The 23827-nt window shown below is 43.9% G+C and carries 28 protein-coding genes; 19 read left to right on the plus strand and 9 right to left on the minus strand.

Going from position 1 to position 23827, the window contains the following annotated elements; translation table 11 throughout:
- Positions 1-420 precede the first annotated feature (420 nt).
- From NFS34_RS03895 to NFS34_RS03915, 5 genes are all read right to left on the minus strand, one after another.
- On the minus strand, positions 421-903 hold the full coding sequence (locus tag NFS34_RS03895) for a peptidylprolyl isomerase (protein ID WP_251358576.1): 483 nt from the start codon (positions 901-903) through the stop codon (positions 421-423).
- The gene (locus NFS34_RS03900; protein ID WP_251358577.1) at positions 903-1325 is read right to left on the minus strand and encodes an MAPEG family protein; all 423 of its coding nucleotides are present in this window, start codon (positions 1323-1325) and stop codon (positions 903-905) included. Before NFS34_RS03900 ends, NFS34_RS03895 begins: the two co-directional genes overlap by 1 nt.
- Positions 1322-1579, minus strand: a complete 258-nt coding sequence (locus NFS34_RS03905) for a hypothetical protein (RefSeq protein ID WP_251358578.1) — start codon at positions 1577-1579, stop codon at positions 1322-1324. The genes NFS34_RS03900 and NFS34_RS03905 overlap by 4 nt, the downstream gene beginning before the upstream one ends.
- Before the next feature lie 110 nt (positions 1580-1689).
- Complete coding sequence (locus NFS34_RS03910) at positions 1690-2580, minus strand: LysR substrate-binding domain-containing protein (protein ID WP_251358579.1); 891 nt, start codon at positions 2578-2580, stop codon at positions 1690-1692.
- Positions 2581-2619: 39 nt separating this feature from the next.
- Positions 2620-3375, minus strand: a complete 756-nt coding sequence (locus NFS34_RS03915) for an SDR family oxidoreductase (RefSeq protein WP_251358580.1) — start codon at positions 3373-3375, stop codon at positions 2620-2622.
- Between the two features lie 180 nt (positions 3376-3555).
- Between NFS34_RS03915 and apaG the strand changes: the two genes are divergently transcribed.
- Both apaG and NFS34_RS03925 read left to right on the plus strand, forming a co-directional pair.
- On the plus strand, positions 3556-3930 hold the full coding sequence (apaG, locus tag NFS34_RS03920; RefSeq protein WP_251358581.1) for a Co2+/Mg2+ efflux protein ApaG: 375 nt from the start codon (positions 3556-3558) through the stop codon (positions 3928-3930).
- Between the two features lie 48 nt (positions 3931-3978).
- Complete coding sequence (locus tag NFS34_RS03925) at positions 3979-4821, plus strand: symmetrical bis(5'-nucleosyl)-tetraphosphatase (protein ID WP_251358582.1); 843 nt, start codon at positions 3979-3981, stop codon at positions 4819-4821.
- A gap of 103 nt (positions 4822-4924) precedes the next feature.
- Here NFS34_RS03925 and NFS34_RS03930 read toward each other — a convergent pair whose 3' ends face one another.
- Complete coding sequence (locus tag NFS34_RS03930) at positions 4925-5545, minus strand: hypothetical protein (protein ID WP_251358583.1); 621 nt, start codon at positions 5543-5545, stop codon at positions 4925-4927.
- A gap of 223 nt (positions 5546-5768) precedes the next feature.
- Here NFS34_RS03930 and NFS34_RS03935 point away from each other — a divergent pair, with 223 nt between their 5' ends.
- The 3 genes from NFS34_RS03935 to rpoZ are packed head-to-tail and all read left to right on the plus strand — an operon-like array spanning position 5769 to position 7592.
- Entirely contained in the window at positions 5769-6635 is an 867-nt protein-coding gene (locus NFS34_RS03935) for a YicC/YloC family endoribonuclease (RefSeq protein ID WP_251358584.1), read from the plus strand.
- Positions 6636-6645: 10 nt separating this feature from the next.
- Positions 6646-7299: a guanylate kinase gene (gene gmk, locus NFS34_RS03940; protein ID WP_251358585.1), complete on the plus strand. Its 654-nt coding sequence runs from the start codon at positions 6646-6648 to the stop codon at positions 7297-7299.
- 44 nt (positions 7300-7343) lie between these two features.
- Positions 7344-7592, plus strand: coding sequence for a DNA-directed RNA polymerase subunit omega (rpoZ, locus tag NFS34_RS03945; protein ID WP_251358586.1), 249 nt, complete (start codon positions 7344-7346; stop codon positions 7590-7592).
- Positions 7593-7680: 88 nt separating this feature from the next.
- Here rpoZ and NFS34_RS03950 read toward each other — a convergent pair whose 3' ends face one another.
- Positions 7681-8760 (minus strand): CDP-glycerol glycerophosphotransferase family protein, encoded by a 1080-nt coding sequence (locus NFS34_RS03950; protein WP_251358587.1) that lies wholly within the window; start codon positions 8758-8760, stop codon positions 7681-7683.
- A gap of 456 nt (positions 8761-9216) precedes the next feature.
- Between NFS34_RS03950 and spoT the strand changes: the two genes are divergently transcribed.
- From spoT to NFS34_RS04020, 14 genes are all read left to right on the plus strand, one after another.
- Positions 9217-11328: a bifunctional GTP diphosphokinase/guanosine-3',5'-bis pyrophosphate 3'-pyrophosphohydrolase gene (gene spoT / locus NFS34_RS03955; RefSeq protein ID WP_251358588.1), complete on the plus strand. Its 2112-nt coding sequence runs from the start codon at positions 9217-9219 to the stop codon at positions 11326-11328.
- Positions 11329-11379: 51 nt separating this feature from the next.
- Positions 11380-11766 (plus strand): RidA family protein, encoded by a 387-nt coding sequence (locus NFS34_RS03960; protein ID WP_251358589.1) that lies wholly within the window; start codon positions 11380-11382, stop codon positions 11764-11766.
- A gap of 11 nt (positions 11767-11777) precedes the next feature.
- Complete coding sequence (trmH, locus tag NFS34_RS03965; RefSeq protein WP_251358590.1) at positions 11778-12464, plus strand: tRNA (guanosine(18)-2'-O)-methyltransferase TrmH; 687 nt, start codon at positions 11778-11780, stop codon at positions 12462-12464.
- Positions 12465-12515: 51 nt separating this feature from the next.
- Positions 12516-12731 carry a hypothetical protein gene (locus tag NFS34_RS03970; RefSeq protein ID WP_251358591.1) on the plus strand — a complete coding sequence of 72 codons (216 nt, stop codon included), beginning with the start codon at positions 12516-12518 and terminating at the stop codon, positions 12729-12731.
- A gap of 111 nt (positions 12732-12842) precedes the next feature.
- Positions 12843-14066, plus strand: a complete 1224-nt coding sequence (locus NFS34_RS03975; protein ID WP_251358592.1) for a DUF418 domain-containing protein — start codon at positions 12843-12845, stop codon at positions 14064-14066.
- Positions 14029-14886, plus strand: a complete 858-nt coding sequence (locus NFS34_RS03980; RefSeq protein ID WP_251358593.1) for a tellurite resistance methyltransferase TehB — start codon at positions 14029-14031, stop codon at positions 14884-14886. The genes NFS34_RS03975 and NFS34_RS03980 overlap by 38 nt, the downstream gene beginning before the upstream one ends.
- A gap of 96 nt (positions 14887-14982) precedes the next feature.
- On the plus strand, positions 14983-15897 hold the full coding sequence (locus tag NFS34_RS03985; protein WP_251358594.1) for a hydrogen peroxide-inducible genes activator: 915 nt from the start codon (positions 14983-14985) through the stop codon (positions 15895-15897).
- Positions 15898-17982, plus strand: coding sequence for an ATP-dependent DNA helicase RecG (gene recG, locus NFS34_RS03990; protein ID WP_251358595.1), 2085 nt, complete (start codon positions 15898-15900; stop codon positions 17980-17982).
- Between the two features lie 114 nt (positions 17983-18096).
- On the plus strand, positions 18097-19074 hold the full coding sequence (locus NFS34_RS03995; RefSeq protein WP_251358596.1) for a malate dehydrogenase: 978 nt from the start codon (positions 18097-18099) through the stop codon (positions 19072-19074).
- Positions 19075-19304: 230 nt separating this feature from the next.
- Positions 19305-19826 (plus strand): hypothetical protein, encoded by a 522-nt coding sequence (locus tag NFS34_RS04000; RefSeq protein WP_251358597.1) that lies wholly within the window; start codon positions 19305-19307, stop codon positions 19824-19826.
- A gap of 23 nt (positions 19827-19849) precedes the next feature.
- Positions 19850-20260 carry a hypothetical protein gene (locus NFS34_RS04005; protein WP_251358598.1) on the plus strand — a complete coding sequence of 137 codons (411 nt, stop codon included), beginning with the start codon at positions 19850-19852 and terminating at the stop codon, positions 20258-20260.
- A gap of 150 nt (positions 20261-20410) precedes the next feature.
- On the plus strand, positions 20411-20917 hold the full coding sequence (locus tag NFS34_RS04010; RefSeq protein ID WP_251358599.1) for an RNA polymerase sigma factor: 507 nt from the start codon (positions 20411-20413) through the stop codon (positions 20915-20917).
- Between the two features lie 31 nt (positions 20918-20948).
- Positions 20949-21323: a DUF6768 family protein gene (locus NFS34_RS04015; protein WP_251358600.1), complete on the plus strand. Its 375-nt coding sequence runs from the start codon at positions 20949-20951 to the stop codon at positions 21321-21323.
- Positions 21324-21389: 66 nt separating this feature from the next.
- On the plus strand, positions 21390-21977 hold the full coding sequence (locus NFS34_RS04020; protein ID WP_251358601.1) for a hypothetical protein: 588 nt from the start codon (positions 21390-21392) through the stop codon (positions 21975-21977).
- 1 nt (position 21978) lies between these two features.
- Here NFS34_RS04020 and NFS34_RS04025 read toward each other — a convergent pair whose 3' ends face one another.
- Together NFS34_RS04025 and NFS34_RS04030 are read right to left on the minus strand one after the other, a co-directional pair.
- Positions 21979-22452: a thermonuclease family protein gene (locus NFS34_RS04025; RefSeq protein ID WP_251358602.1), complete on the minus strand. Its 474-nt coding sequence runs from the start codon at positions 22450-22452 to the stop codon at positions 21979-21981.
- Positions 22453-22489: 37 nt separating this feature from the next.
- A complete protein-coding gene (locus NFS34_RS04030) occupies positions 22490-23767 on the minus strand; it encodes a threonine/serine exporter ThrE family protein (RefSeq protein ID WP_251358603.1) in 1278 nt (425 codons plus the stop codon).
- Positions 23768-23827: the final 60 nt, after the last annotated feature.

Raw genomic sequence — 23827 nt, forward strand, 5'->3', positions numbered from 1 at the left:
GTCAAAAACTCTCAGCGGTCAAGTAGAGTTATAGAGCTAGTTAAATCGAAGGTTCATCAGCGTCTAAGAAAGAATGCGCGGCTATGGCGTAGGAAAAACCGAAAAAAAAGTACTGTCAGCGATAGACTGATGAAGTAGGCCTCAATGGGTTTTTGTTGAATGCCAAGCAAAATTAGCCATTTAAAGAAAAATATGAAACCTAAAATAATAATACCTTTGGTAAGGAATACTCTTGCTTTAGACCAGTCTGTTGCTAAAAATGATAAGAGCAGTTGAATAAAAAAGAACAAAGCAAATAAGGAAATGCCCTCTTGTAGCACGAACCAATAAAAAAATATCCAGCGATTAAAGACCAAGCTCTTAGTAACAGAAATGAGTAACCAGCTTTAGAGTTAGGAATTTTGCCGCCGTAATAAGCCATTAATGACCACAAGTTCCTTGTTGGTGGACATGACCGTGAGCGATTTCTTCATCACTGGCGGCGCGCACAGCAAGAATCTTAACTTCGACCTTGACCGCTTGGCCTGCTAAGGGATGATTGGCATCAATGGTCACCGTTTCATCGGTAATTTTTTTTACCGTTACTGCATGCACGCCATCTTGGTTTTCAGCCGCTAGCCGCATTCCTTCGGTCAGGTTTTGTACTTCGGCGAAAGCCTCGCGCGGCACTTGGGTACAAAGATCCGCTTCATACTGTCCATAAGCTTCTTCAGGCTGCATCTGTAGTTTGAGTTTTTGCCCAATCCCCTTGCCAATCAGGGCTTGTTCTAGGGCTGGCATTAACTCGCCATGCCCATGTAAATATACCCAAGGGCCGCCCTCATCCGAAGACTCCCAGATTTGGTTATTGAGATCCATTAATTTGTAGTCGAGTTCGACCACACAGTTTTTATCAATTTTCATTAAAGACTTATTCCAAACAAAATTTGCACAATTAGAATTAACCAGATAGCGAGCAAGGTAATAGCGCTCAACATAAAGGCGCCGAAACGGTGCATCACGATGTTATAAGTACAATGGATAAGCGAGTGGGCAACTCGAAAAGCCACATAAGCCCATAACAGCGCAATTAAAAGCTTGGTACCTTGGTTAGCGAACAAGATAACAAAACCCGCGACATAAAATAGAACGGGCATTTCGAACAAATTTAGATAGTTATCCGAGGCGCGATTATCTTTTAACAGCTCTTTAGCTTGCTCGCGATTGGCGACTTTTTGCGGATGAATGCGATGAGATTTCATGTAGTTAATGCGTCTAAAATACATCAAACAAGCAACTACAATGGTCAAAGCGACCATGGCTAGCAGCGGATATAAAACGGTCATGCAGAGCTCGATAAATTGGTGAGTGGTGATTTTAACACAGCTGCAGCGGGCTTTTTAGCGCTGTGTTGGTTTTCAGCCAAGCGTTGCAGATAGCTGCGTAGAGCAAAAAACAGCGACCAGATTGTTAACAGCAAAAGCGGTAAATAGATAAAAGCGGCTGCCGGCTTCAAGGTGCTGTTGGCAACAATAATAAAGAAAACAAGATTAGCGGCTAAATGCAACAAATCAAACAGACCTATCAAAAAACGAATCATGGCTAACTCCAATAAAAATGTGCGGGAACATTTATAGCCTAATTAATTGTGTAGAAGCCGACAAAAGGATAATACTAAGGGTTATAGATGAATTTTATTCAACCATGAGGCTAGAGCGAGGCTATTTGCATTTTTAGCCATTGCAAGACTTGTTTACTGGCGGCGGATAGCGGTTTGCTGGCTGTGCGAACTAAATATATTCCGGAATTTAATTCGGATTTATAACCCAGAACGGGAACTAATTTCTGTTTGTCGATCAGGTTTTTTTCCAGCTCATAAATTGCAGTGGCTAAGCCGAGATCTTGTTGTGCAGCTTGAATGCCAGCCCCATAGGAGTGGTAATTAAGCGGATGTTGGATACTGAAGTTTTTGATTTTTAACGATTTTGCCAAAGCGTACCAAGCATTTTCCACTTGATTAAGGCAGATCAAAGGTAGCTGCTGTAGATCTTCTGGCTGAGTTATGGGATGCGCTTCAAGAAATTCTGGACTGGCGACAATAACCCCATGACAGCGGCGCAATAGTTGCGATTGGTAGGATGGCCAATCGCCAAAACCATAACGAATGGCAAAATCAATCTCATCATCATTAAGATCGGAAAGCTCTTCACAAGAGTCAATCTCAAGCGCTATGTCGGGGTGTTGCTGCTTAAACTGAGACAAGTTGGGATGGATCAAGTTATTGGCCAGCGACGGCATAATGCTGATTTTGACTCGAGTTTGTTGCTGTTGTTTAAGAAATTGTTTAGAGGCTTCATCGATCTTTCTAAAAGCACTGTTTAAAGCAAATGCGTACTCGCGCCCAGCCCTAGTAACTTTAACCCCGCGGGTAATTCGCTTGAATAGTTGTATCTCTAAAATCTGCTCTAGGTTTTTAATTTGGTGGCTAACGGCCGACGCACTGATGTGTAATTCCTCGCCAGCTAGCTTGAAGCTTTCAAGTCGAGCGGCTGCCTCAAAGACTTCTAGTAAATGAATGGGCGGACGTTGTTTCCTTGGCATTTGACGGTGTCCTTTGGAATCCGATTAAAGTAACCCCTACTAACCTTGAACCTTATCGATTGCTAATGCAGCCCAAGCTTGACTGGTGGGCATCAGTTCAATGGAGTTGATATTAACATGAGCTGGTTGCTGGGCAGCCCAGAGCACCGCATTGGCAATATCCTCGGCGGTCAGGGCTTGCGTGTTCTGGTAAACCTTGTCAGCTTTATCCTTGTCGCCATGAAAGCGAACTAAGGAAAATTCTGTTTCAGCTAAACCGGGTTCGATATTGGTAACGCGTACGTTAGTTCCTAATAAATCCGCTCGCAAATTACGACTAAATTGCTTCACAAAGGCCTTGGTAGCGCCGTAAGCATTGCCGCCCGGATAGGCGTAGTTTCCGGCGATCGAGCCGATATTGATGATGTGCCCCGATTGGCGTTCGACCATTTGCGGTAATAGCTTGCGGGTCATCAGGTATAAGCCTTTGATATTGGTGTCCACCATCTGATGCCAGTCCTCAAGCTCCGCTTCATGCGCTGGCGATAAACCCAAAGCTAGCCCCGCATTGTTAATTAAAATATCAACTTGAGTGAAATCTTCAGGCAAAGCGCCTAGCATTTGATCAATCTGCGTCTCTGAAGTCACGTCCAGCGGCAACACAAAGATCTGCTGCGGAAATTCCGTCTGCAACAGTTGTAAACGGTCTTTGCGGCGGGCGGCAGCAATAACTTTGTAGCCTTTGGCGGCGAATTCTTTGGCGGTAGCTAAACCAAAGCCAGAACTGGCTCCAGTCACCAAAACGGTTTTTGACATATTAACATCTCTAATTTGTAATAAACGGATATCTAAATTCGTCTAACTTGTTGAAATTGCGTGCTTGAATTTCATGCGAATCATATCATAGCTTAGAATACTAGACCTAGGCTTGCGTCGAGCGAGATTAGATACCATACTAGAAAGAAAAGATACTAGAAGAGACCATGGTGATCGAATATGAATGAATATCAATTTCAAATAAAAGTGGCGACTAAATATCTTGCAGATCAATCCGAGCCTGACAATGAACGCTATGCTTTCGCATATACCATTCGTATCACAAACTCCGGTGATAGCGGCGCTAAACTTAATGCGCGCCATTGGTTGATCACCGATGCCAACGGTGAAGTGACCGAGGTCAAAGGCCAAGGCGTGGTCGGCGAACAGCCGTTTATTGAGCCTGGCAAAAGCTACGAATATTCCAGTGGCGCTGTGTTAACCACGCCGATGGGCAGTATGCACGGCAGCTATAAAATGGAAGGCGAAGATGGTGATGAATTCGAAGCGCCAATTCCGGCTTTCAGCCTGAGTATTCCTGGCCTGTTGCATTAGAATATCTGAAAATACCGTTACCATTAGACGCTTCCAGCCCAAGCTGGAATGGCGAAAAGGAAGTTTATGGCGACCTATGCGATAGGCGATATTCAAGGCTGTTATCACGAGTTACGATTACTGCTAAAGAAAATACAATTTAATCCCAATTGCGACCAATTATGGCTGGCCGGCGATCTGATCTGTCGTGGCCCTAAGTCATTAGAAGTATTAGAGTTTTTGTACGACATCCAAGACGCTTGTATCGTGGTATTAGGCAATCATGATCTGCATTTATTGGCGACTTATGAGCTGGGTGGGCGTTTTAATAAAAAAGAAAAACTAAGCAAATTGCTCGCCTCGAATCGCTGCGATCAGCTGTTGGCTTGGCTCACTACTCAACCAATGGCGCACTACGATCGGGATTTGGGTTTTTTAATGACTCATGCTGGTGTGCCGCCTGGTTGGGATCTGGAACAAACCTTAGCAAGCGCCTACGAGTTAGAAGAAGCGCTACAAAAGCCAAAACAAAGGATCAAATTTTTTAGCAAGATGTATGGCAATAGTCCTCGAAATTGGTCCGAAAATCTTAAAAAAACCAAACGCTTACGCTTTACTACCAATGCTTTGACACGAATGCGATTTTGTCATCTTGACGGTAGTTTGGACTTTTCGCATAAAGGCGCGCCCAGCAAGCGCTATAAAAAATACCAACCTTGGTACGCTTTCCACAAGGAATTACTGCAAGAAACCGGCCTAGTGTTTGGCCATTGGGCAGCACTTAATGGCAAAGTTAAGATCCCCAATCTGCATGCGCTCGATACGGGCTGCGTTTGGGGCAACAAACTGACCGCTTTAAGATTAGAAGATAAAAAGAAATTTCACGTAAAAGCACTTAAAAAATGGGCTTAACATCGTATCCGTCATTGCGAGCAGCTTAGCAACGCGGCAATTTTGTAAAGCTTGTATTCTTTTGAAAGATTGCTTCGCTTCACTCGCAATGACGTGCTCAATTTTAAATCCGGCCAGGTTGTCCCCTGACATCAAGAACTTGTTTGGTGTGGGGATTGAAGTCGCACTCATATATGTAGTTTTGCCAGGCCCCAAATCCATTTTGAAATTTTATTTTATCGCCTATATATGTGATAACTCCATTCCTTTTATTTTTCCATTTATAATGACTAAATTTAACTTCAAACATTCCATCGGTCCATTCATAATCGTATTTTGCAAGCTTTGGAACATATTTTTGGCATTGAACGGTTGCTTCAATATCATTCTTTTCCGCCCAGCAAGTTAAATCTATTTTACAGTTTTTTTCAGTAGCTTGATTCCCATATTTGTTTTTAATTGAAGAATTACTGTTAATTTTATTAGATTGATTCTTATTGTTTACAGGTGTATTCATGGCGTCAGGTTTATTGATAGTGCTGTTTGGATTGCTATCTTGGTTAAAGCTAAAAAAGATAACTAATAAGATAAATGTCCAAGAAAAGGATAGCAGTTTTGTTAATGATGAATACTTCTCATTTAAGGTAAACCATGAAAATATGTAAGGTAGGAAAAATATTCCAATAATTAATAAGATGCTAGGAGATATCGTTGTTTTATTATTTTGCTCTTGACGTGATTCCATAATAGTCCCTTCATTAAGTTATAATTATATTGCTTCAGCAAATGTAGCAAAGTTTTTGATCTAATAACAGTAAAGGAAAGTACTTAGATCTCGCCAAATCCCTTTAAGATCGGTACAATTCAAGGTTCATGCCGAAAAAAATGGCTAAAAAACGAAAGCCAACAGAGTTCGGCGTTAAACGATTGAAATATAAAGACATTTTTAGTCATTATTGAGAGAACGCATGGTTAAAAGCATGACCGCTTTCGCCCGTCAGCAGTTAGCAGCTGATTGGGGCACCCTAACTTGGGAAATAAAATCCGTTAATCAACGGTTTTTAGAGCCGAATTTTCGGATGCCGGAAACTTTCCGCCATTTAGAATTTGAGCTAAGAAATCAGCTTCGTAAGCAACTAAGCCGTGGTAAGTTAGAGTGCAGTTTGCGCATCGAATATAACAATGCCGCTGCTGCCAATATGAAGTTGGATCAAGACTTGGCGCAACAGTTATTGACTATGCACCAAGAGTTGCAAGTGTTGGCGCAAGAAAATCAGCCGCCGAACCTGATGCAAATTATGCGCTGGCCAAATATTTTGCAGCAAGAAGAAGCTGATACGGATCAGATGGAAGCGGATGTCAGGGCTTTATTTGAAAAAGCGATAGCGCAGCTGATCGAGGTTCGCGGGCGTGAAGGCCAAGATCTAGCGCGTATGATTGAAGAGCGCTTAGGCGGTATCGAACAAGAAGTAGCCAAGGTTGCGGCAAGAATGCCGGAAGTGATGGCGTGGCAGAAAGACAAGTTGCAAAGTCGCTTTGCCGAAGCACAGCTTGAATTGGACTCTGAACGAGTCGAGCAAGAAATGCTGATGTTGGCGCAAAAGCTTGACGTTGCCGAAGAGTTAGATAGGCTGACCACTCATGTTAAAGAGTGCAAGCGTTTGGTGACAAAAGGTGGTGCCATTGGTCGCCGTTTGGATTTTCTGATGCAAGAATTTAATCGCGAAGCCAATACCTTAGGCTCCAAATCGATCCATTCGGATATTACTGCCAGCGCGGTCGAGATGAAGGTGTTGATCGAGCAGATGCGCGAACAAGTACAAAATATGGAATAAGGGTTTTTAGTTGCAGCAACCAGCCAATACAACCAATCAAGCTCAAGCCGTAGGCACTTTGTACGTGGTATCAGCGCCATCGGGCGCGGGTAAAACCAGCCTGTTAAAAGCGGTTTTGGCGCAAATGCCGGAGCTGAAATTATCGGTGTCCACCACCACCCGAGCGCAGCGACCGGGTGAAGAAGATGGTGTTGATTATAATTTTGTTGCGCTGGAAAAGTTCCAAGCGATGCTCGAGCAAGATGCATTTTTAGAGCACGCGCAAGTATTTGGCAACTACTATGGCACCAGCCGCTGGTGGCTCGAAGAGCAGTTAGCGCAAGGCCAAGACGTGATCCTGGAAATTGATTGGCAGGGTGCCGAACAAGTGCGTCATTTGATGCCCGCATGTCGTAGCATTTTTATTTTGCCGCCATCCAAAACGGCACTACAGGAGCGACTAAATCATCGCGGACAAGATAGTGAAGCGGTGATCGCTTCGCGAATGCAAGCGGCGCGGAATGAGATGCAGCAGTATGCCAGTTATGATTTTTTGATCATTAATGATGATTTTGATACTGCAAAAAATGAATTAGCGGCAATTTTTGTGGCGGAACGACAAAGGGTTCAACAGCAAGAGTTGCGATACAGAGAACTGATTAACGAATTGTTAAGTGGCGAATAATCGCAACTTAATTTAGATTTAGTAAAAAAAGTAAGAGGTAAATTATGGCTCGAGTAACAGTACAAGACGCGGTAGAAAAAGTTGGAAACCGTTTTGATTTAATTATGTTGGCGGCGAAGCGTGCGCGCCAAATCGCCACCGGCGGCCACGATCCGAAAGTTGAATGGGATAATGACAAGCCGACAGTGGTTGCGTTACGTGAAATTGAAGACGGTTTAACGGATAAACTAACCGTTGAAGCTGATGAGCGTATGGCAAAGGCTGAACAAGAAAATGGTCCAGTGTTATTCTAATAAAACTTAGAAATACACGGCGTTATTAATAAAAAGGCAGATAATAATTCTGCCTTTTTAGTTATAGAGTTCTGTTTAAACTTGTTTTTCACCATCCCCAATAGCCTAGTTTTTTTCGTATTTTGAGTTCGCGCATCAAGTTTAATGGCTTGGATTTGAGTTCAGTATTATCAGCACCTATCAGCTGATTGGTTGCTGCTAATACTCGCTGACTTGAAAGACCATCTTGATAAGGGTGTAACTCTTGGCAGTAGTCTTCAATTTTTTTCATCAATTCGGCTGGCCGAGTTAAAGCTTGCTCAATGGCCGCCTCAACTTTATCTGCTTTGGTAATATTCAGTAAATGAGGCTGTGGATCTTGATTACGGAAGGTCACTACAGGTTTTCGCTGGAGCAAAAACATCAGCAACACCGACGAGGTATCGCATAACATCACGTCAGCTGCTTGCAATAAAGGAATGACGTTATCGGTTTCCACAAAAGTTAAGTTATCATTTTGTAATTCTTGATATTGGCTGACAATCTCTTTTGCCATCTTGGGGTGAAATTGAACCAAAATTCGCCATTTTCCCGACTGGCTATAATCTTTTATCTGTTGATATAAGCGCGGTGCCAAGCTTAACCGATGCGAAAAAGTAGAACAGACTAGCAGCGTTGGGCGAGGATCTTGCTCAGCTAAGTAAGGATTATCTTTGCTGGGTTTAAATAAAGGATCCATTGCGCTCCAGCCAGTTTCTTGCACTTTAAAGTAGCCATGCTCATTAGCGAGTTGCTGGAAGGTTTTGGTGGTGTTGGGGCCTTGGGTGCAGTAAAGATCAAAACAGCCTCTTATTTTAAAATGGGTAGAAAGGCCATTTTTTTGCACTCGTTTGGTAACGTTAAAGCCATGAAAAAGTGCGATTTTCTTTCCAGGGAAAAAATTAGGAAGTACATTGCCAGGTGCGAAGCAGGCGTCGGGCTGCCAAGCTTTGACCTGAGACACCTGTTTTAACTGAGTTTCATTGGCTCTTAGATAATGTGCGGATACTTGTTCACCCATCAAAAACCATGCTACTTCTCCGCCACGCAATAAGATCTCACTTTGTAGTGGCCGCAATATGGCATAAGAGTAATTCTGGGTAATAAAGAAGAGGTATCTTTTACCTTGAGTCGATTGATTTAAATCCATGCTGCTGTTTGTTACAAAGACTTAGATTTTATTCTATCTAAATTATAAGGAAAAAAAATAGGGTTTCTACCAAGGTATTAACCCAAACGGGACTTTTCTGTCATTCTCTCGAAAGCGGGAATCCACCTGAAACTATCATACAAGCATTAGAATAGATTCCCGATTTCGCGGGAATGAAGTAACAAATAAGTAAATATTTACTGGGATATTGTAGGTTATAAAAGTAAAAGCCCTTAAAACTAAGAGCTTTTTCTTTCTATCAGGCTTAGGAGCCCAGAACTGGTGACCGCCTTGGGTTTCTACTAGTTTTTTTGAAGGGCACTGATTAGTGTTACTTCTGTGATGAGAGAAGGGTAAATTAATGATGTGAATAAAGACAAATTTTCAGTAAACTAAAAGTTCGTGCTGCGAATACCTAAAAGTGATTTCGCAAGCAAACAGATACAGTAATTCGATATGGTATATTTCGCTGGATTAAAAGAAGTTGTTGACAGCTACCTAGAGCCTGCTCAAGTTGATGATATTGGGCGAGCCTACGAGGTTGCGGAAGCCGCGCATGAAGGGCAAATGCGTTCCAGTGGCGATCCTTATATCACCCATCCAGTAGCAGCGGCTCGAATCTTGGCCGAATTGCGGCTTGATCACCAAACCATCATGGCGGCTTTGATGCACGATGTGATCGAAGATACCGAAGTGACTAAACAAGATCTGGCCGATCAGTTTGGCGATCAGGTAGCCGAATTAGTCGAAGGTGTAAGCAAGCTTACCCAAATTAATTTCCGTTCAAAAGAAGAGGCGCAAGCGGAGAATTTCCGCAAAATGATGATGGCAATGGTGCAGGACATTCGAGTGATCCTGATCAAGCTTGCCGACCGCTTGCACAATATGCAAACGCTGGGATCGCTGCGTCCAGACAAGCGACGGCGAATAGCACGTGAGACCTTAGAAATTTATGCGCCAATTGCCAATCGGCTGGGGATCTACAAATTAAAAGAGCAGCTCGAGTTATTGGGTTTTGCCAATATGCATCCGCTGCGCTATAAAATTTTACAAGCATCGGTAACAAAAGCTCGAGGCCACCGCAAAGCTGTTATAGAGAAGATCCAAGAACAAATTACTAAACGACTAAAAGAAGCGCATATCAAAGGTATGGTCTTGGGTCGCGAAAAAAGTGTCTACAGCATCTATCGCAAAATGCGCGATAAAGTTGGTACTTTTAATGAAGTGATGGACATTTACGCCTTTCGAGTGATTACTGACAGTGAAGATTCTTGTTATCGAATTTTGGGTCAAGTGCATAATATTTTTAAACCATTGCCAGGACGCTTCAAAGACTATATCGCCATTCCAAAAGCCAACGGCTACCAATCGCTTCACTCCATCTTACAATCTAAACAGCAAGTTCGAATCGAAGTACAAATTCGCACCGAGTTAATGGATCAAATGGCGGAGCATGGAGTCGCGGCTCATTGGTTGTATAAAACCGGAAATTCGCATCCAGCTGAACATAAGGCGCGTGAATGGCTACAAAGTTTGATTGAACTGCAACAAAACGCAGACAACTCCTTGGAGTTTATCGAAAACGTTAAGATTGATCTTTTCCCGGATGAGGTTTATGTATTCACGCCGAAAGGGAAAATTATTCAGTTACCTAAAGGTGCAACGCCAGTGGATTTTGCCTATGCAATTCATACGGATGTTGGTAATACTTGTATTGCCTGCAAAATTGATAAGCAGTTTGCACCGCTGAGTACTAAGTTAACCAACGGTATGACCATAGAGGTGGTAACAGCGCTCGGCTCCAAGCCCAATCCTGCGTGGCTGAGTTTTGCTATGAGCGGCAAGGCGCGGGCAAACATTCGTAGCTTCGTTAAAAATATGCGTCGTGATGAAGCGGTGAATTTAGGGTATCGACTACTCGAGCAATCGCTTGCTAAAAACCTAGATAGCTTTGAGGTAGAACATTTAGAGCAAGTGGCAAAAACCATAAATTATGACAGTTTTGAAGATCTGCTGGCGGCTGTGGGCTTAGGACGAATTGCTTCAGTGTTAGTCGCTCATCGCTTGAATATGGATGATCCTCAAGAAGCGACGCCGGATTTAGGTTCAGTCTCTTCACAGCCCTCCGAGCCCATTGCGATTAAGGGCACAGAAGGTTTGGTCGTGAAGTATGCTAAGTGCTGTAACCCGATCCCTTTTGATCCAATTTTAGCTTACGTTAGCGCCGGTAAGGGTTTTACCGTGCATCGCCAAACGTGTCCTAATGTTAAGCGGGCGCACAAGCAAAATGATCGCTATGTGCCGATCGAGTGGTCGCCCGATGTGGTCGGTGAATTCACTTGCGGTTTGGAGATTGAAGTTTTTAATGGTCGCGGCGTGTTGGCCCAAATTACCAGCATTATTTCTAATCAAGAGATTAATATTGTTAACGTCAAAATTGATGAGTTGGATGGTGATATTAATATTTTGAATTTTGAAGTACGACTTAAGGATCGCGCTCAACTGGCATCCATTATCAAAAAATTGCGCGTAGTTCCTTTTGTCAATAAAGTACAGCGCCATTCTTAAAGCTGGCAAAGCATTGACCGCCAGCCGTAATAAAATTTAACTGAGAAAGATATGAAAAAAATAATCCATACCGATAAAGCTCCTGCTGCTATTGGCACTTACTCGCAAGCAGTTCAAGCAGGCGATAGTCTTTACTTGTCAGGGCAAATTCCGTTAATTCCTGAAACGATGGAGTTAGTAGAGGATTTTGAAGCGCAAGTTCATCAGGTGTTTAAAAACTTAACGGCGGTTTGCGAGGCTGCCAATGCCAGCCTTAACGATATCGTTAAGTTGAATATTTTTATGTTGGACCTAGCTAACTTTGCAACTGTTAATGAGATTATGGCTCAATACTTCAAGCAGCCATACCCAGCCCGAGCAGCGATTGGAGTCAAAGAATTGCCTAAAGGAGCTCAGATTGAAATGGATGGCGTGGCTTTTTTGGGTAGCTCTATTTAGGCGACTAGGTTATGCAAGATCAAAAGCCCGAACGGTTGCAAAAGATTTTACAACTAGTTGCCAACCGCCAGCCCGATTTGACAGTTTTTATGGAGCAAGTGCATAAGCCGCATAACCTAGCGGCGATTGTGCGTACTGCGGATGCGGTAGGGATTGGTGAGGTTCATGCGACCTTCCCAGAGGATGTTCAATATCGTGGTCATCATACCGCAAGCGGTTCGAAACGTTGGGTAAAAACGCATGCCCATGATTCTTTAGAAGAGGGATTAACTAAAATTCGAGCCAAAGGTATGCAACTGCTGTCGGCTCATTTTTCTGATTCGGCGGTGGATTTCCGAGAGATAGATTACACCCGACCAACTTGTTTATTGGTAGGTTCGGAGCTGGTGGGGGTTTCTGAAAAAGCCGCAGCGCTTGCCGATCAGCAGGTGATTATTCCAATGATGGGAATGGTGCAATCGCTTAATGTTTCGGTTGCGACCGCCTTAATTTTATACGAAGCGCAGCGACAAAGGGCTTTGGCGGGCATGTATGGTCAGTGCAAAATGCCGAAAGAAGAAGTGGATTTGCTGATTTTTAAATCGCTGCACCCTACAGTTAAAAAGTATTGTGATAGGCATCAAATCCGCTATCCGAAGCTTAATGAAATTGGTGAAATTGAGGATTCTGACTGGGATCAATTACGAAAATTAGTGTAGCCTTAAACTTCGGGATTTGGTTAGTCGATAAGGACAAGGAGTCGATATTTTATGAACACTAAGGAATCTAAACTGAGCTTAATGGACGAAACAGCGCCAACTAGCAGTCGCAAAGAATCTCCATTTCAAGTCAATACCCGTCTCCAAGCTGATAGACGTAAAAAGCGTGATCGTCGTCAAATTATCCGGTTTGAAGCCGATCGCCGTTCGCAAAAAGATAGGCGCAAAGAAGCCGCGGATCTGTGGTTGGAAAATTATCTAGAATAGTGGTTAAAGGGTAACGGATGTATTTTGTTACCCTTTTCATTTGATCGCCGAATTTCCTATCAGGTATAGTTGTGGCAACTTCTAGGATAAAAAAGATAGGAAATAATAACATTGGACATAGCAGCTTCCCAAGCCAGTGAGCGGCACCAATCTCTCGACTTACTGCGCGGCTTTGCCGTGTTAGGTATTTTGGTGATGAACATTGCCACCATTGCCAACATCAATGCCTTTTATATGAACCCCTACGTTTTGGGCGAACCTTCGAGCATTAACCTCAATGCTTGGTTTGTTAATCATTTCTTTGCCGATCAAAAATTTTATACGCTTTTTTCGATGCTGTTTGGCGCCGGTATTATGCTGATGGCGCAGCGGGCTAATAACAAGGGGGTTGCCGCTGGCCCAATCCATTATCGACGCATGGGTTGGCTGTTATTCTTTGGCCTGATCCATGGCTACCTTATTTGGTATGGCGATATTTTGGCGACTTACGCTTTGATGGGCTTCTGGGTGTACCTATTGGCGCTTAACACCAGCGCTAAAAAGAAATTTATCATTGCGGCGGTTTTAATGGGGCTCTACTTCTTAATGATGTACGGGATAAGCAATCTTTTCTATCAGATGTCCGAAGCGGATCTGTTAGAAATGACAGAAATGTTCTACCCTTCCAGTGATACTATTGCCGCGGAAGTTGCCGCTTACCGCGGAAGCTGGGCTGAGCAATTCGATCATCGTCTCGATTTTTATAGCGAAATGTTACTTAACGCCTTATTTATAGGACCATTGCGTATTGGTAGCGCCATGTTACTGGGTATGGCGCTCTACCAAACTGGCGTCTTAACCGCTCAGCGCAGTAAAGGATTTTATTGGAAATTTTTAGCGGTTTGTTTAACCCTTGGGGTGCTGATTCAGTATTACGATTATCGGGTATTACAGCAAGGTGACTTTAATATCATTGCCCTATTTAAGTCATTTGGGGCGCTAAACAGCATGGCAGCGGTGTTTATTGCTTTAGCTTATGTGGCGATCTTTTGTTTATGGTTTAAGTCCGGGTTGGGGCTGTGGATCCGCCATAAATTCGAAGCGGTTGGTCGTATGGCCTTTACCAACTACATTACTCAGTCCGTCATTTGCACCACGATCTTCTACGGTTTTGGTTTTGGCTATTTTGCCGAACTGGAGCGCTATCAACTCTACTTTATTGTCCTCGCTATTTTTATGCTGCAGCTGGTGTGGTCAGAATTGTGGCTAAAAAAATACTACTTTGGGCCGCTCGAATGGCTATGGCGCAGCTTAACCTATGGCAAATTGCAGCGTTTCTCCCGCGCTCACTCTTGAGCCGTTAGCCGCTGATCAAAGGCCGTTGGTGGATTTGCGTTCGCCACAGGCCTTTGTCCAAGGCCATCCGCTCGGCGCTACCAATATTCCGCTTGAGGAGCTGCCACTGGCTTGGCACGAGCTGCCACCCAAAGGCGCTCGCTTAGAGCTGTTGGTTAATCAAGCCGATGCCGAGCAGGCGCAACGGATCTTTGAACAGCAACAGTATGCCATCGAGCAAATTCGGATCGCTGAACAGCAAGATCAAGCCAGCTGGCTTGCTAATAATGTTAGTCAGCGGTTATGGCGCGCCAACCCTTTATTGGAGCATTACATTGAGCTTATTAAGCAGCACATACATTCGTCATCGCCAGTAGCTTTCGATATTGGTTGCGGCTCTGGGCGCGATGCCCTGTTCTTAGCACTGCACGGTTTTAAAGTGTTGGGACTAGACAATAATCCTTTTGCGCTAGAGCGTTTAGAGCAGTTTAAACGGCGTTGGAATGCTAATTTAAGCGCTAAAATTGTGGATTTTCAAACCCAGCGAATAGCCTTAGTGGAGCTTATCGAGCAGCAACAGCCCTCTCTTGTGGTACAAGCGCGTTATTTGCACCGCCCCTTGTTGGATGATTTTTATCAATACTTGCCGGCAGGTTCGATCTTGGCGATCCATACTTTTCTGGAAGCAGCGGCCAAGTTTGGTAAACCTAAAAACCCTGCTTACCTGTTAAAAAATAACGAATTAGCTGAAAAATTTAAAGGCTGGGATCTTCTTATAAATCAAGAGCATAGATTAGATGATGGGCGACCTTTAAGTTTATTTTTAGCGAAAAAGCCATAACCAAGCTCTCAGAATCTAGAATAGTGTTTGACTTTGGATGATGAATCTATGAATATCTAGTTATAGATAGAAAACAACTATTGCTAGAGGCCAGATATGACTCTTACCGAATTTCGTTACATCGTAGCGGTTGCCCAAGAGCAACATTTTGGGCGTGCTGCTGAAGCCTGTTTTGTTAGTCAGCCGACTTTGAGTGTTGGAGTAAAAAAGCTTGAAGAACAATTGGGCGTGGTGTTATTTGAGCGTAGTAAGTCGGACGTCAAAGTAACGCCGCAAGGCCAAAAAATTGTCGAGCAGGCACAGCGCATTTTGGAGCAAGTGGATCTACTCAAGCAAGAAGCGACCCAAAATTCGGATCAGCTTGATGGTCCACTGCGTATCGGCGCGATTTTCACGATTGGCCCTTATTTATTTCCAAGCTTAGTGCCCGAAATGCGCCGTTTAGCGCCTAAAATGCCGCTGCACATTGACGAAGACTATACCCATAACTTGAAAACCAAATTACGCAATGGTGAGCTCGACGCGATTTTTATTGCTTTGCCATTTGATGAAGCCGAAATCGACACCATTCCTTTGTATGAAGAAGAATTTCTGGCCTTACTGCCGCCTAAGCATCCTTGGGTTAAAAAAGAAACCATGCATTTAGCAGACATTGCCGACGAAGTCATGATCATGTTGGGAGCTGGACACTGTTTCCGCGATCAGGTACTAGAGGCGTGCCCCCAATGCCGTGACAACAGCCTTAATCCACAAAAAGATTGGATCACGGGTTCTTCACTGGAGACCATCCGCCATATGGTCGCTAGCGGTTTGGGGGTCAGTGTGGTGCCGGCCTCGGCTACCGAGTTCCAAAATAAAGAGTTAGGTTTAGAGGTAAGAGCTTTTACCGATCCGGTACCGAGCCGCAAAGTGGCTTTGGCCTTTCGCCGGAGCTTTCCGCGCAAAGAGGCGTTGGAAATTATTCAGCAGGCGCTTCGCCCTATTCAACTCCAAGGCACGCAAGCACTTTAGATGGCGTTGACATCGTTAACCGAGATAGAGGTCGATAGTCTAAAAGGCGTCGGCCCTAAGCTGAAAGAAAAACTAGCCAAACTGCGGATAGAAAACCTGCAAGATCTGCTATTCCACTTACCGCTGCGCTACGAAGATCGAACCAAGGTTAAGCCTTTGATCGAAACTCGCGATGGCGAGCGGGCCATGATTCGGGTGACGGTGCAACATAGCCAAGTCCAGTATGGCAAACGGCGCACACTGATTTGCCGCGCTTTTGATCAAACCGCGTCGATAGATTTTCGTTTTTTTCACTTTATGGCAGCGCAGCAGAAAAAATTGCAAGCGGGCGTCGAACTCTATGCCTTTGGTGAGGTGCGGCGTTTCGGACGCAGTTTGCAAATGGTGCATCCTGAAATCACTTACCTTGGTGCCAATCAAGCAGCGCCCTTATTGGATTCGCTCACGCCAATTTATCCGACTACCGAAGGGCTGCATCAGGCCAGTTGGCGCAATTTGCAAAAACAGGCTTTGGTTTACCTTACCAAGCATCCGGTAAAGGATTTATTGCCGCCCGAGTTAATCGACAAATGGCAACTGATGGGGATTAACGAGGCGTTATTGTGGTTGCATCAACCGCCTAAGCATACCGCAATTGAGGATCTATCTAGCGACCAATCGCCTGCTATTAAGCGTTTGATTTATGAGGAATTACTGGCGCAGCAGTTGAGTATGCAGTTGCAACGCCAGCGCTTCCAGCAAGATAGCGCCTTTGTCATGCGCAATAAAGGTGAGCTAGTGCAAAAACTACTAGCGCTGTTACCTTTTAAACCGACTAAGGCACAGCGCAGAGTGGTGTCTGAAATCAGCCAAGATTTACAGTCCAACCGTCCGATGTTGCGTTTATTGCAGGGCGATGTGGGCGCGGGTAAAACTCTGGTCGCCGCACTATGCGCTTTACAAGCTATAGAGTCTGGTTTCCAAGTAGCGCTAATGGCACCGACGGAAATTTTGGCGGAGCAGCACTTAAATAGCTTTAAAGCTTGGTGTGATAGTCTTGAGATAGAACTGGCGTTTTTGGTTGGCAAGCTAAAAGCCGCGCAAAGACGCGAGTCATTAGCAGCTATTCAGTCGGGACAGGCGCAGCTGGTGATTGGCACTCACGCCTTGTTTCAAGAGGAAGTGGCTTATCACAAGCTCGGTTTGGCGATTATTGATGAGCAGCACCGCTTTGGCGTGAAACAGCGTTTGGCACTTAAGAATAAAGCACCAGAAAATAAGCAGCTGCATCAACTGATGATGACTGCCACGCCCATTCCGCGCACCCTAGCCATGACCGCCTATGCGGATATGGATTTATCGATTATTGACGAACTGCCGCCGGGGCGAACGCCAGTAAAAACCATTGCCATTTCTGAGCAAAAACGTGATCAGGTTATGCAGCGTATGGAGGATGCTTGTCTTCATGAAAAGCGCCAAGTGTATTGGGTTTGTACCTTAATCGAAGAGTCGGAAGAAATTCAAAGCCAAGCGGCAGAAACCACTGCTAATCTATTAGCTGAGCAACTGCCGAACTGTCGCATTGGGCTTATTCATGGACGGCTAAAATCCGAACAAAAACAGATGGTTATGCAGCAATTTAAAAATGGCCGATTGGATATTTTGGTCGCAACCACGGTGATTGAGGTAGGCGTTGATGTGCCTAACGCGAGTCTGATGATTATCGAAAACCCGGAGCGCTTGGGCTTGGCGCAATTACACCAGTTGCGTGGTCGTGTGGGTCGCGGTTCGGTCGAGAGCCATTGTTTGTTGCTCTACGGACATCCGCTGTCTGACAATGCTAAGTCGCGAATACAAATTATGCGTGAAACCAATGATGGTTTTCAGATCGCTGAAGAAGATTTGCGTTTGCGGGGGCCTGGCGAGTTTTTAGGTACACGCCAGACTGGTGAAATGGCGCTGCAATTTGCCGATATTGTTAAAAATTCGGCATTAATCCCCGAAATTCAAACAGTTGCCAAAGCTATGATCAGCCAAAACCCAAAGTTAGCACAAAGTTTATGCAAACGCTGGCTCGGCTATCGGCATGAATTAGGTGATGTTTAGTGGTAAAAGACTGAGATCATAGGATCTTTAGCCTGTTTATGGTAAAGTTGCATCCCTAAAATTTTCCCCCTTTTGTTATCAAAAGTTTGTTAATCAGAAATTGAGGATTCAGGAATGAAACAGCCTGTTCGCGTTACGGTTACCGGTGCTGCCGGCCAAATTTGTTATTCATTATTATTCCGCATTGCCAGCGGTGAAATGCTTGGTAATGACCAGCCAGTAATTCTAAACCTGCTTGAAATCACGCCTGCTTTGAAAGTGTGCGAAGCGGTGGCGATGGAGTTAAACGATTGTGCTTTTCCATTGGTAAAAGACATAGTGGTCACTGACGATCCAGCGGTTGCTTTCAAAGATTCGCAAATTGGTTTGATGGTAGGCGCTAAGCCACGCGGCCCTGGTATGGAGCGTAAAGATCTAATCGCGGATAACGGTAAAATCTTCAGCTCATTGGGCAAAGTAATTAATGAAGTGGCCGATAAAAACATCAAAATTTGTGTGGTGGGTAATCCAGCGAACACCAACGCTTTCATCTTGGCAGCAAATGCGCCAAGCATTAATCAGCGCAACATCACTGCCCTAACCCGCCTTGATCACAACCGCGCTCTGTACCAATTAGCGGAAAAGTCTGGCTCTGATATTGCTGAGATTAAGAAAATGATCATCTGGGGCAATCACTCGGTAACACAGGTTCCTGATATTGCTTTTGCTACCGTTGCTGGGGATGCAGCAGCGGATAAAGTTGACGCCGCTTGGGCCAAAGATGACTTTATGCCAACCGTAGCCAAACGCGGCGCAGCCGTAATCGCAGCGCGCGGTTCTTCTTCAGCAGCTTCTGCCGCTAACGCGGTATTGGATCATATGCGCGATTGGTGCTTAGGTTCAGAAAGCGGCGATTGGGTTTCTATGGCGGTTCCATCAGACGGTTCTTATGGCGTTGAAAAAGGCTTGATCTACTCATACCCAGTTGTGTGCAAAGACGGCGACTATGAAATCGTTCAAGGCCTAGAGGTTTCAGACTTCATCAAAGGTAAAATGGACGAGTCTGAGCAAGAGCTTAAAGAAGAAAGAGAAGCGGTAGCCGATCTATTCTAATTAGTGATTAGCTTCTGCGAGATTAAAAGCCCAGCATTTGCTGGGCTTTTTGTAATTAAAGCGTGGTATTGCAAGAGTAGCAAAGCAATCTCTTACAGACAGTTCGACTTGAATAAATGAAACAATACAAAGAAGCTTTTTTCTAGTTTTATGAACTGCTCGCTTTACAGTCTTTAGTAGCTATGGTCTGATGGCTTTGTTAAAAATGGAGCTACATAAAAGGATTTGTTATGAAGGGATCAAGTCTAGCAATCGCTGGTCAAAAAAGTATTCTTATCATTTTAGGCTTACAGCTAGTGCTGATAGGCTTTTTGGTTTATAACCAGTTTCGATTAGAGCAGAAGCTTGATACTTTAGCTATCCAAAAAAACACGTCGAAGCAAAAACAAAATTCCATTCAATCTATTTCTTCAGATAATTCAATGCAGGCTTCTGATGAGCCCGCACTATCAGAAACACAGTTTCGTAATATATTAAAACAAGAGCTTTTAGCAATATTGGAAAGTCAATCAATAGCACAAAAAGTCGTTGTTAGCCCGGTTCCTGCGCAATTAAAGCCGCCAATGTCACCAGAAGATTTGGATCAAATTAGTTTTGAGTTAGATCAGTATCTTGCTGATGGTAATTTTACGGCAGTGGAGTTAGCTGACTTTGAAAAAAGCTTGGCAAACTTTAATAAGGACGATCGTCAAAAAATTCTTAATCGGATGGTCAAGGCGGTCAATCGAAGTGGGGTTATTATATCCCAATAACATTTGAGTAGAAGGAAACTATTATGAAACTTAGAAAATATTTGATACTTTTTTTGGCGATGATGCCGCTAGCACTGTACGCAGGTTACACTCAGCCTTATCCGGTGGAAGTGGATACGGTCAATCGAATCGCTAATGGTGATATGGTATCGGCAAGATTTGCCGATAATGATTTGGAATTTATTGGCTGTGGCATCCGACAAATCGCTTCGGGAGGGTCTGTGATTTCTTTTGGTTTTTGTCAGGCACGTGAAGGCGCTGAAGGTAGCGAAAGTCTAATTTGCAATACCCAAGATGAAGCATTGCTGGATGCTATTGATGCCATTAGCGATTATTCGTTTGTGACCTTTAGTTGGAATGAGGATGGTGAATGTACCCGTATTGGTAATTCCACCCAGTCATTCTATATACCAAACTTTAAATTGAAGAAATAAATAAACTACCCTTATGAAACCCAGCATTGGCTGGGTTTTTTTATTGCTAGGATTATCATCATTAGCGCTTTCGCCGGAGTGACATTTGTTATTAAATGAACCTCTTGTAACTTTCATACGTCTAGTAATTAAAGGCATAAAATAAATAGTATGAAAACGAGTCGCGAGGAATTATTGGTGATTTCAGCACAAGCAGGTAATCAAGCTGCTTTAGCAGAGCTATACCAAAGTTTTTATAAGCCTCTGGTCAAGTTTGCATTTAAGCTTTGTGGTCACCACGATTGGGCACAAGATGCGGTGCAGGACGTATGGTTAGAGGTGGCTAAGAAACTGCGTAAGTTAAATGATCCCAAAGCATTTCGCAGTTGGATATTTCGGGCGGTACGTTGGCGTTGTATAGATTTAGCGCGTAAAGCTAATAAGCTGCAACAATTAGAGGATAGCGATCAACAAGCGGCTGAAGAACTAAAGTCAAAAGATTCGGGACTATTAAAGCTGATCGATAAATTGCCTGGATTAGAACGCCAAGCTATCTACTTATTTTATTTGCAAGAATTTTCGATTGCCGAAATTGCAGTAGTTATGGAAGTGCCGCAAGGCACTATCAAGTCACGACTGAATCGAGCAAGAAAGCAATTGAAGCGATTGATTAGATAAAACGAATAAAGTTATTGTAAAGGTGAATGTTATGAAAATTGATGAGCGTATAAAAAAAGAATTGGAATCCGAGTCAGAGCAGTTGGATAAAATTTTAGCCCAAGAGCCGGGGTTGTTTAATCAAGTGACCAGTATTTTTAAAGGCAGCTTGAAAGGCTGGGTGATCATGGTAAATATTGCTGTCATGATATTTACAGTGTTAATGTTTTGGTCGGGATATGAATTTTTTATGGCTAGTTCTACAGATGACAGGATTTTTTGGGGAGTAATAGCTTTGGCGGCGATTAAAGGTCAAGTCTCCTTAAAAGAATGGTTGTTTAGTGAAATGCGTCGTAATTCTTTGATGCGCGAGATAAAACGACTCGAGCTATCGATTGAACATTTAGAGCAAAAAATTGAAACTTAACAAATTGTTCAGTATACGCCTTGGAGAAGAGGTAACTTGAAACCTTTTATAGCTTTGATTTTTTGCATGAGTTTATTATTTTACTCTACTATGCTTGATGCGAATGCTTGCCAACAAAACTTGGGTGGTGAACTTGATCTATTGCCGCCGGATATTATTGAAACCTTGAAGGTGGTTTCAGATGCCTTTTGCGAAATTCAGGTCAAACAAAGCGATACCATTTACCGAGTGAGAGTTACTGGTTCGGTCAGAAAGATTAGCGAGCAAGCAGAGTATATTTATCAATGTTTAAAAAAAGATGGTTGTAGCATTTATCAAAATCAAGAAGCGATACAGGAATATAAAACGATCAAAAATATCAGCCGCGAAAAGTTGGAAGCAAAAATACAAGATCAATTAAAACGCAACTGCTATATTTCAAAACACCTGTCTAATCGTGCAGTAGACATCGGTACTCGTAGCATGCCTAAATCTTTGGTTAGCTTGTTGGTTGATTTATTAAAGAACACCGAGTATTACGTTGAGGGCAAAAAATATCAGCCAATGGTAGTTGACCGTAGCCATGGCACTGGGCCGCATCTACACATCAACTTCGAACCTTACTATTTCAATCCAGCAAAATGCCCTAAAGAATATCGTTTTCAGACGGACTAAGTTACTTTTTGCGAGCGTTCTGTTTGCGCCACTGCCAAGGCTCGATGCGTTGCGATTCTGGAAGAGCCCATAACCCAAGCTTATTCTTTCGAGCTTGTTTTTGCTGCCACTGTAGCTTGAGACTTTCCGAATAACGCCATACCCAAGCGTGACCTGTTTTAACCATTTGCTCGTTGACCGACGATTTATCAATAACAATATCAGCCAGTCGGCGACCATAGCGATCGGTTTTTTTGCCTACCAATTTGAGTGGATGGCCTTCAAGCAGCTGGCTTAAATAATCGCGCGATTCACTAGCAAAAGGTTGGTGTTTTTCTGGCGCATCAATATCTTTGAGCCGAACAACAAAAGTTTCACCTTGGTCACAACATAAAATCACGCTGTCGCCATCCTGCACATATTTTAGTTGATAGTCGCCACTGGCTTGTTGGCACGCGCTGAGCAGGAAAAGACTGATACAAAATACAATTTTCATGAGGTTATTTTTATGCTGTTATTTTCCTAGAGCTAGTTTAGGGTTTTTTGGGCTTTGGTTTGGGCAGCGTCGCGACGGATGAAATTAGCAAGCCTGTAACTAAGGAAATCGCAATAATGGTCATGTTAAAGGCAGTTTCGATGCCGCCGATAATGTCATGATCCAAAATGGCGGTTAGGCTCTTAAAACCTACGGAACCGGGAACTAAAATAATCAATCCGGGCATCATAATGGCAGCGGTTGGAACTTTTTTGACCAGATAAGCAAGGTTAGCAAAAAGACCAACTGATAAAGCGCCGAGAAAGGCGCCCGTGGTAGGGCCTAATTGAGCGACCCCCCAACGTGAGACGTAATAAGCGATAAAGGTTGCAACAATGATCCAAGGCAGCTCGCGCCAGCGCGTTTGGAACAAAATGGTAAAAGACCAAGAAGTAGCCAGCAGCGCAACCCATAAAGTCCAGTTGGGCAAAGGGTTAAAGGCTGGCAGCACCGCGGAAGGGAAAAAGTAATTGGCTAGTTGGCTACCAATGGCAACACCAAAGCCCATCTGGATAAAGATCATGCCCGCGCCGATCAGGCGTGAAGTACCAGAAACGAGGTTTTGGGTGGCAAGTTCTGCCATTGCTATGGTCAACATCATGCCCGGAACCAATATAATGATGCCCGCCACAATCGGAATATAGGTCGAGTGCAGTCCTAACCATTTATTAAAGGCGAAGGAGATAAACGAAGCTAAAAAGGCGCACATAGCCGGCATCAAGCTGGAGACCGACTGAATGCGCGGGCTATTGTTGACTAGGATCCCGACGATTAAGCCGATAAAAGTTGCCGCGATTACTTCTTGCCAGCCGCCGTTAAAAATGCGCGCGATCGCGGCGGAGACTAAACTAAAACAAAAAACCATCCAGATTTTGTTGTGCAGTGGTTTTGAGGTGCTGATATGGTTTAATTCTTGTGCGCCCTCTTCTGCGGTCATATCGCCATTAATTACCGCGTGCGCTACTTCCATGGTGCTGCGCAACTTATCCACATTCACTTCGCCTGAATTAGAGCGAATCACGTAAGTATGTGGAGTTTCTTCATCTTCCATAAAGGTCATGGTAATGCTGGTTGGCACGGCAATTACTTGCACCCCGTAATCGAGCTGATTTGCGACCTGCGCCATGAGCGTTTCTAACTCGTAAGTTGGTACGCCATAGGTATGCAGGGCTTTAACTAGGCGTAGCATGAAGCCAACGGGTTTGTGTCGCTCGGGAAAGTTAGGAACCTTGTCCAGTCGGCGCTGTTCAATCGATTTTGGGACTTGTGTGCTCATAATCCTTAATTATGGGATTGGGGCTAATACAGATTAGCCCAATGCTACCGCTTTTGATTA

This window comes from Kangiella sp. TOML190 (genome assembly GCF_023706045.1).
In the GTDB taxonomy this organism is placed as follows: Bacteria; Pseudomonadota; Gammaproteobacteria; order Enterobacterales; family Kangiellaceae; genus Kangiella.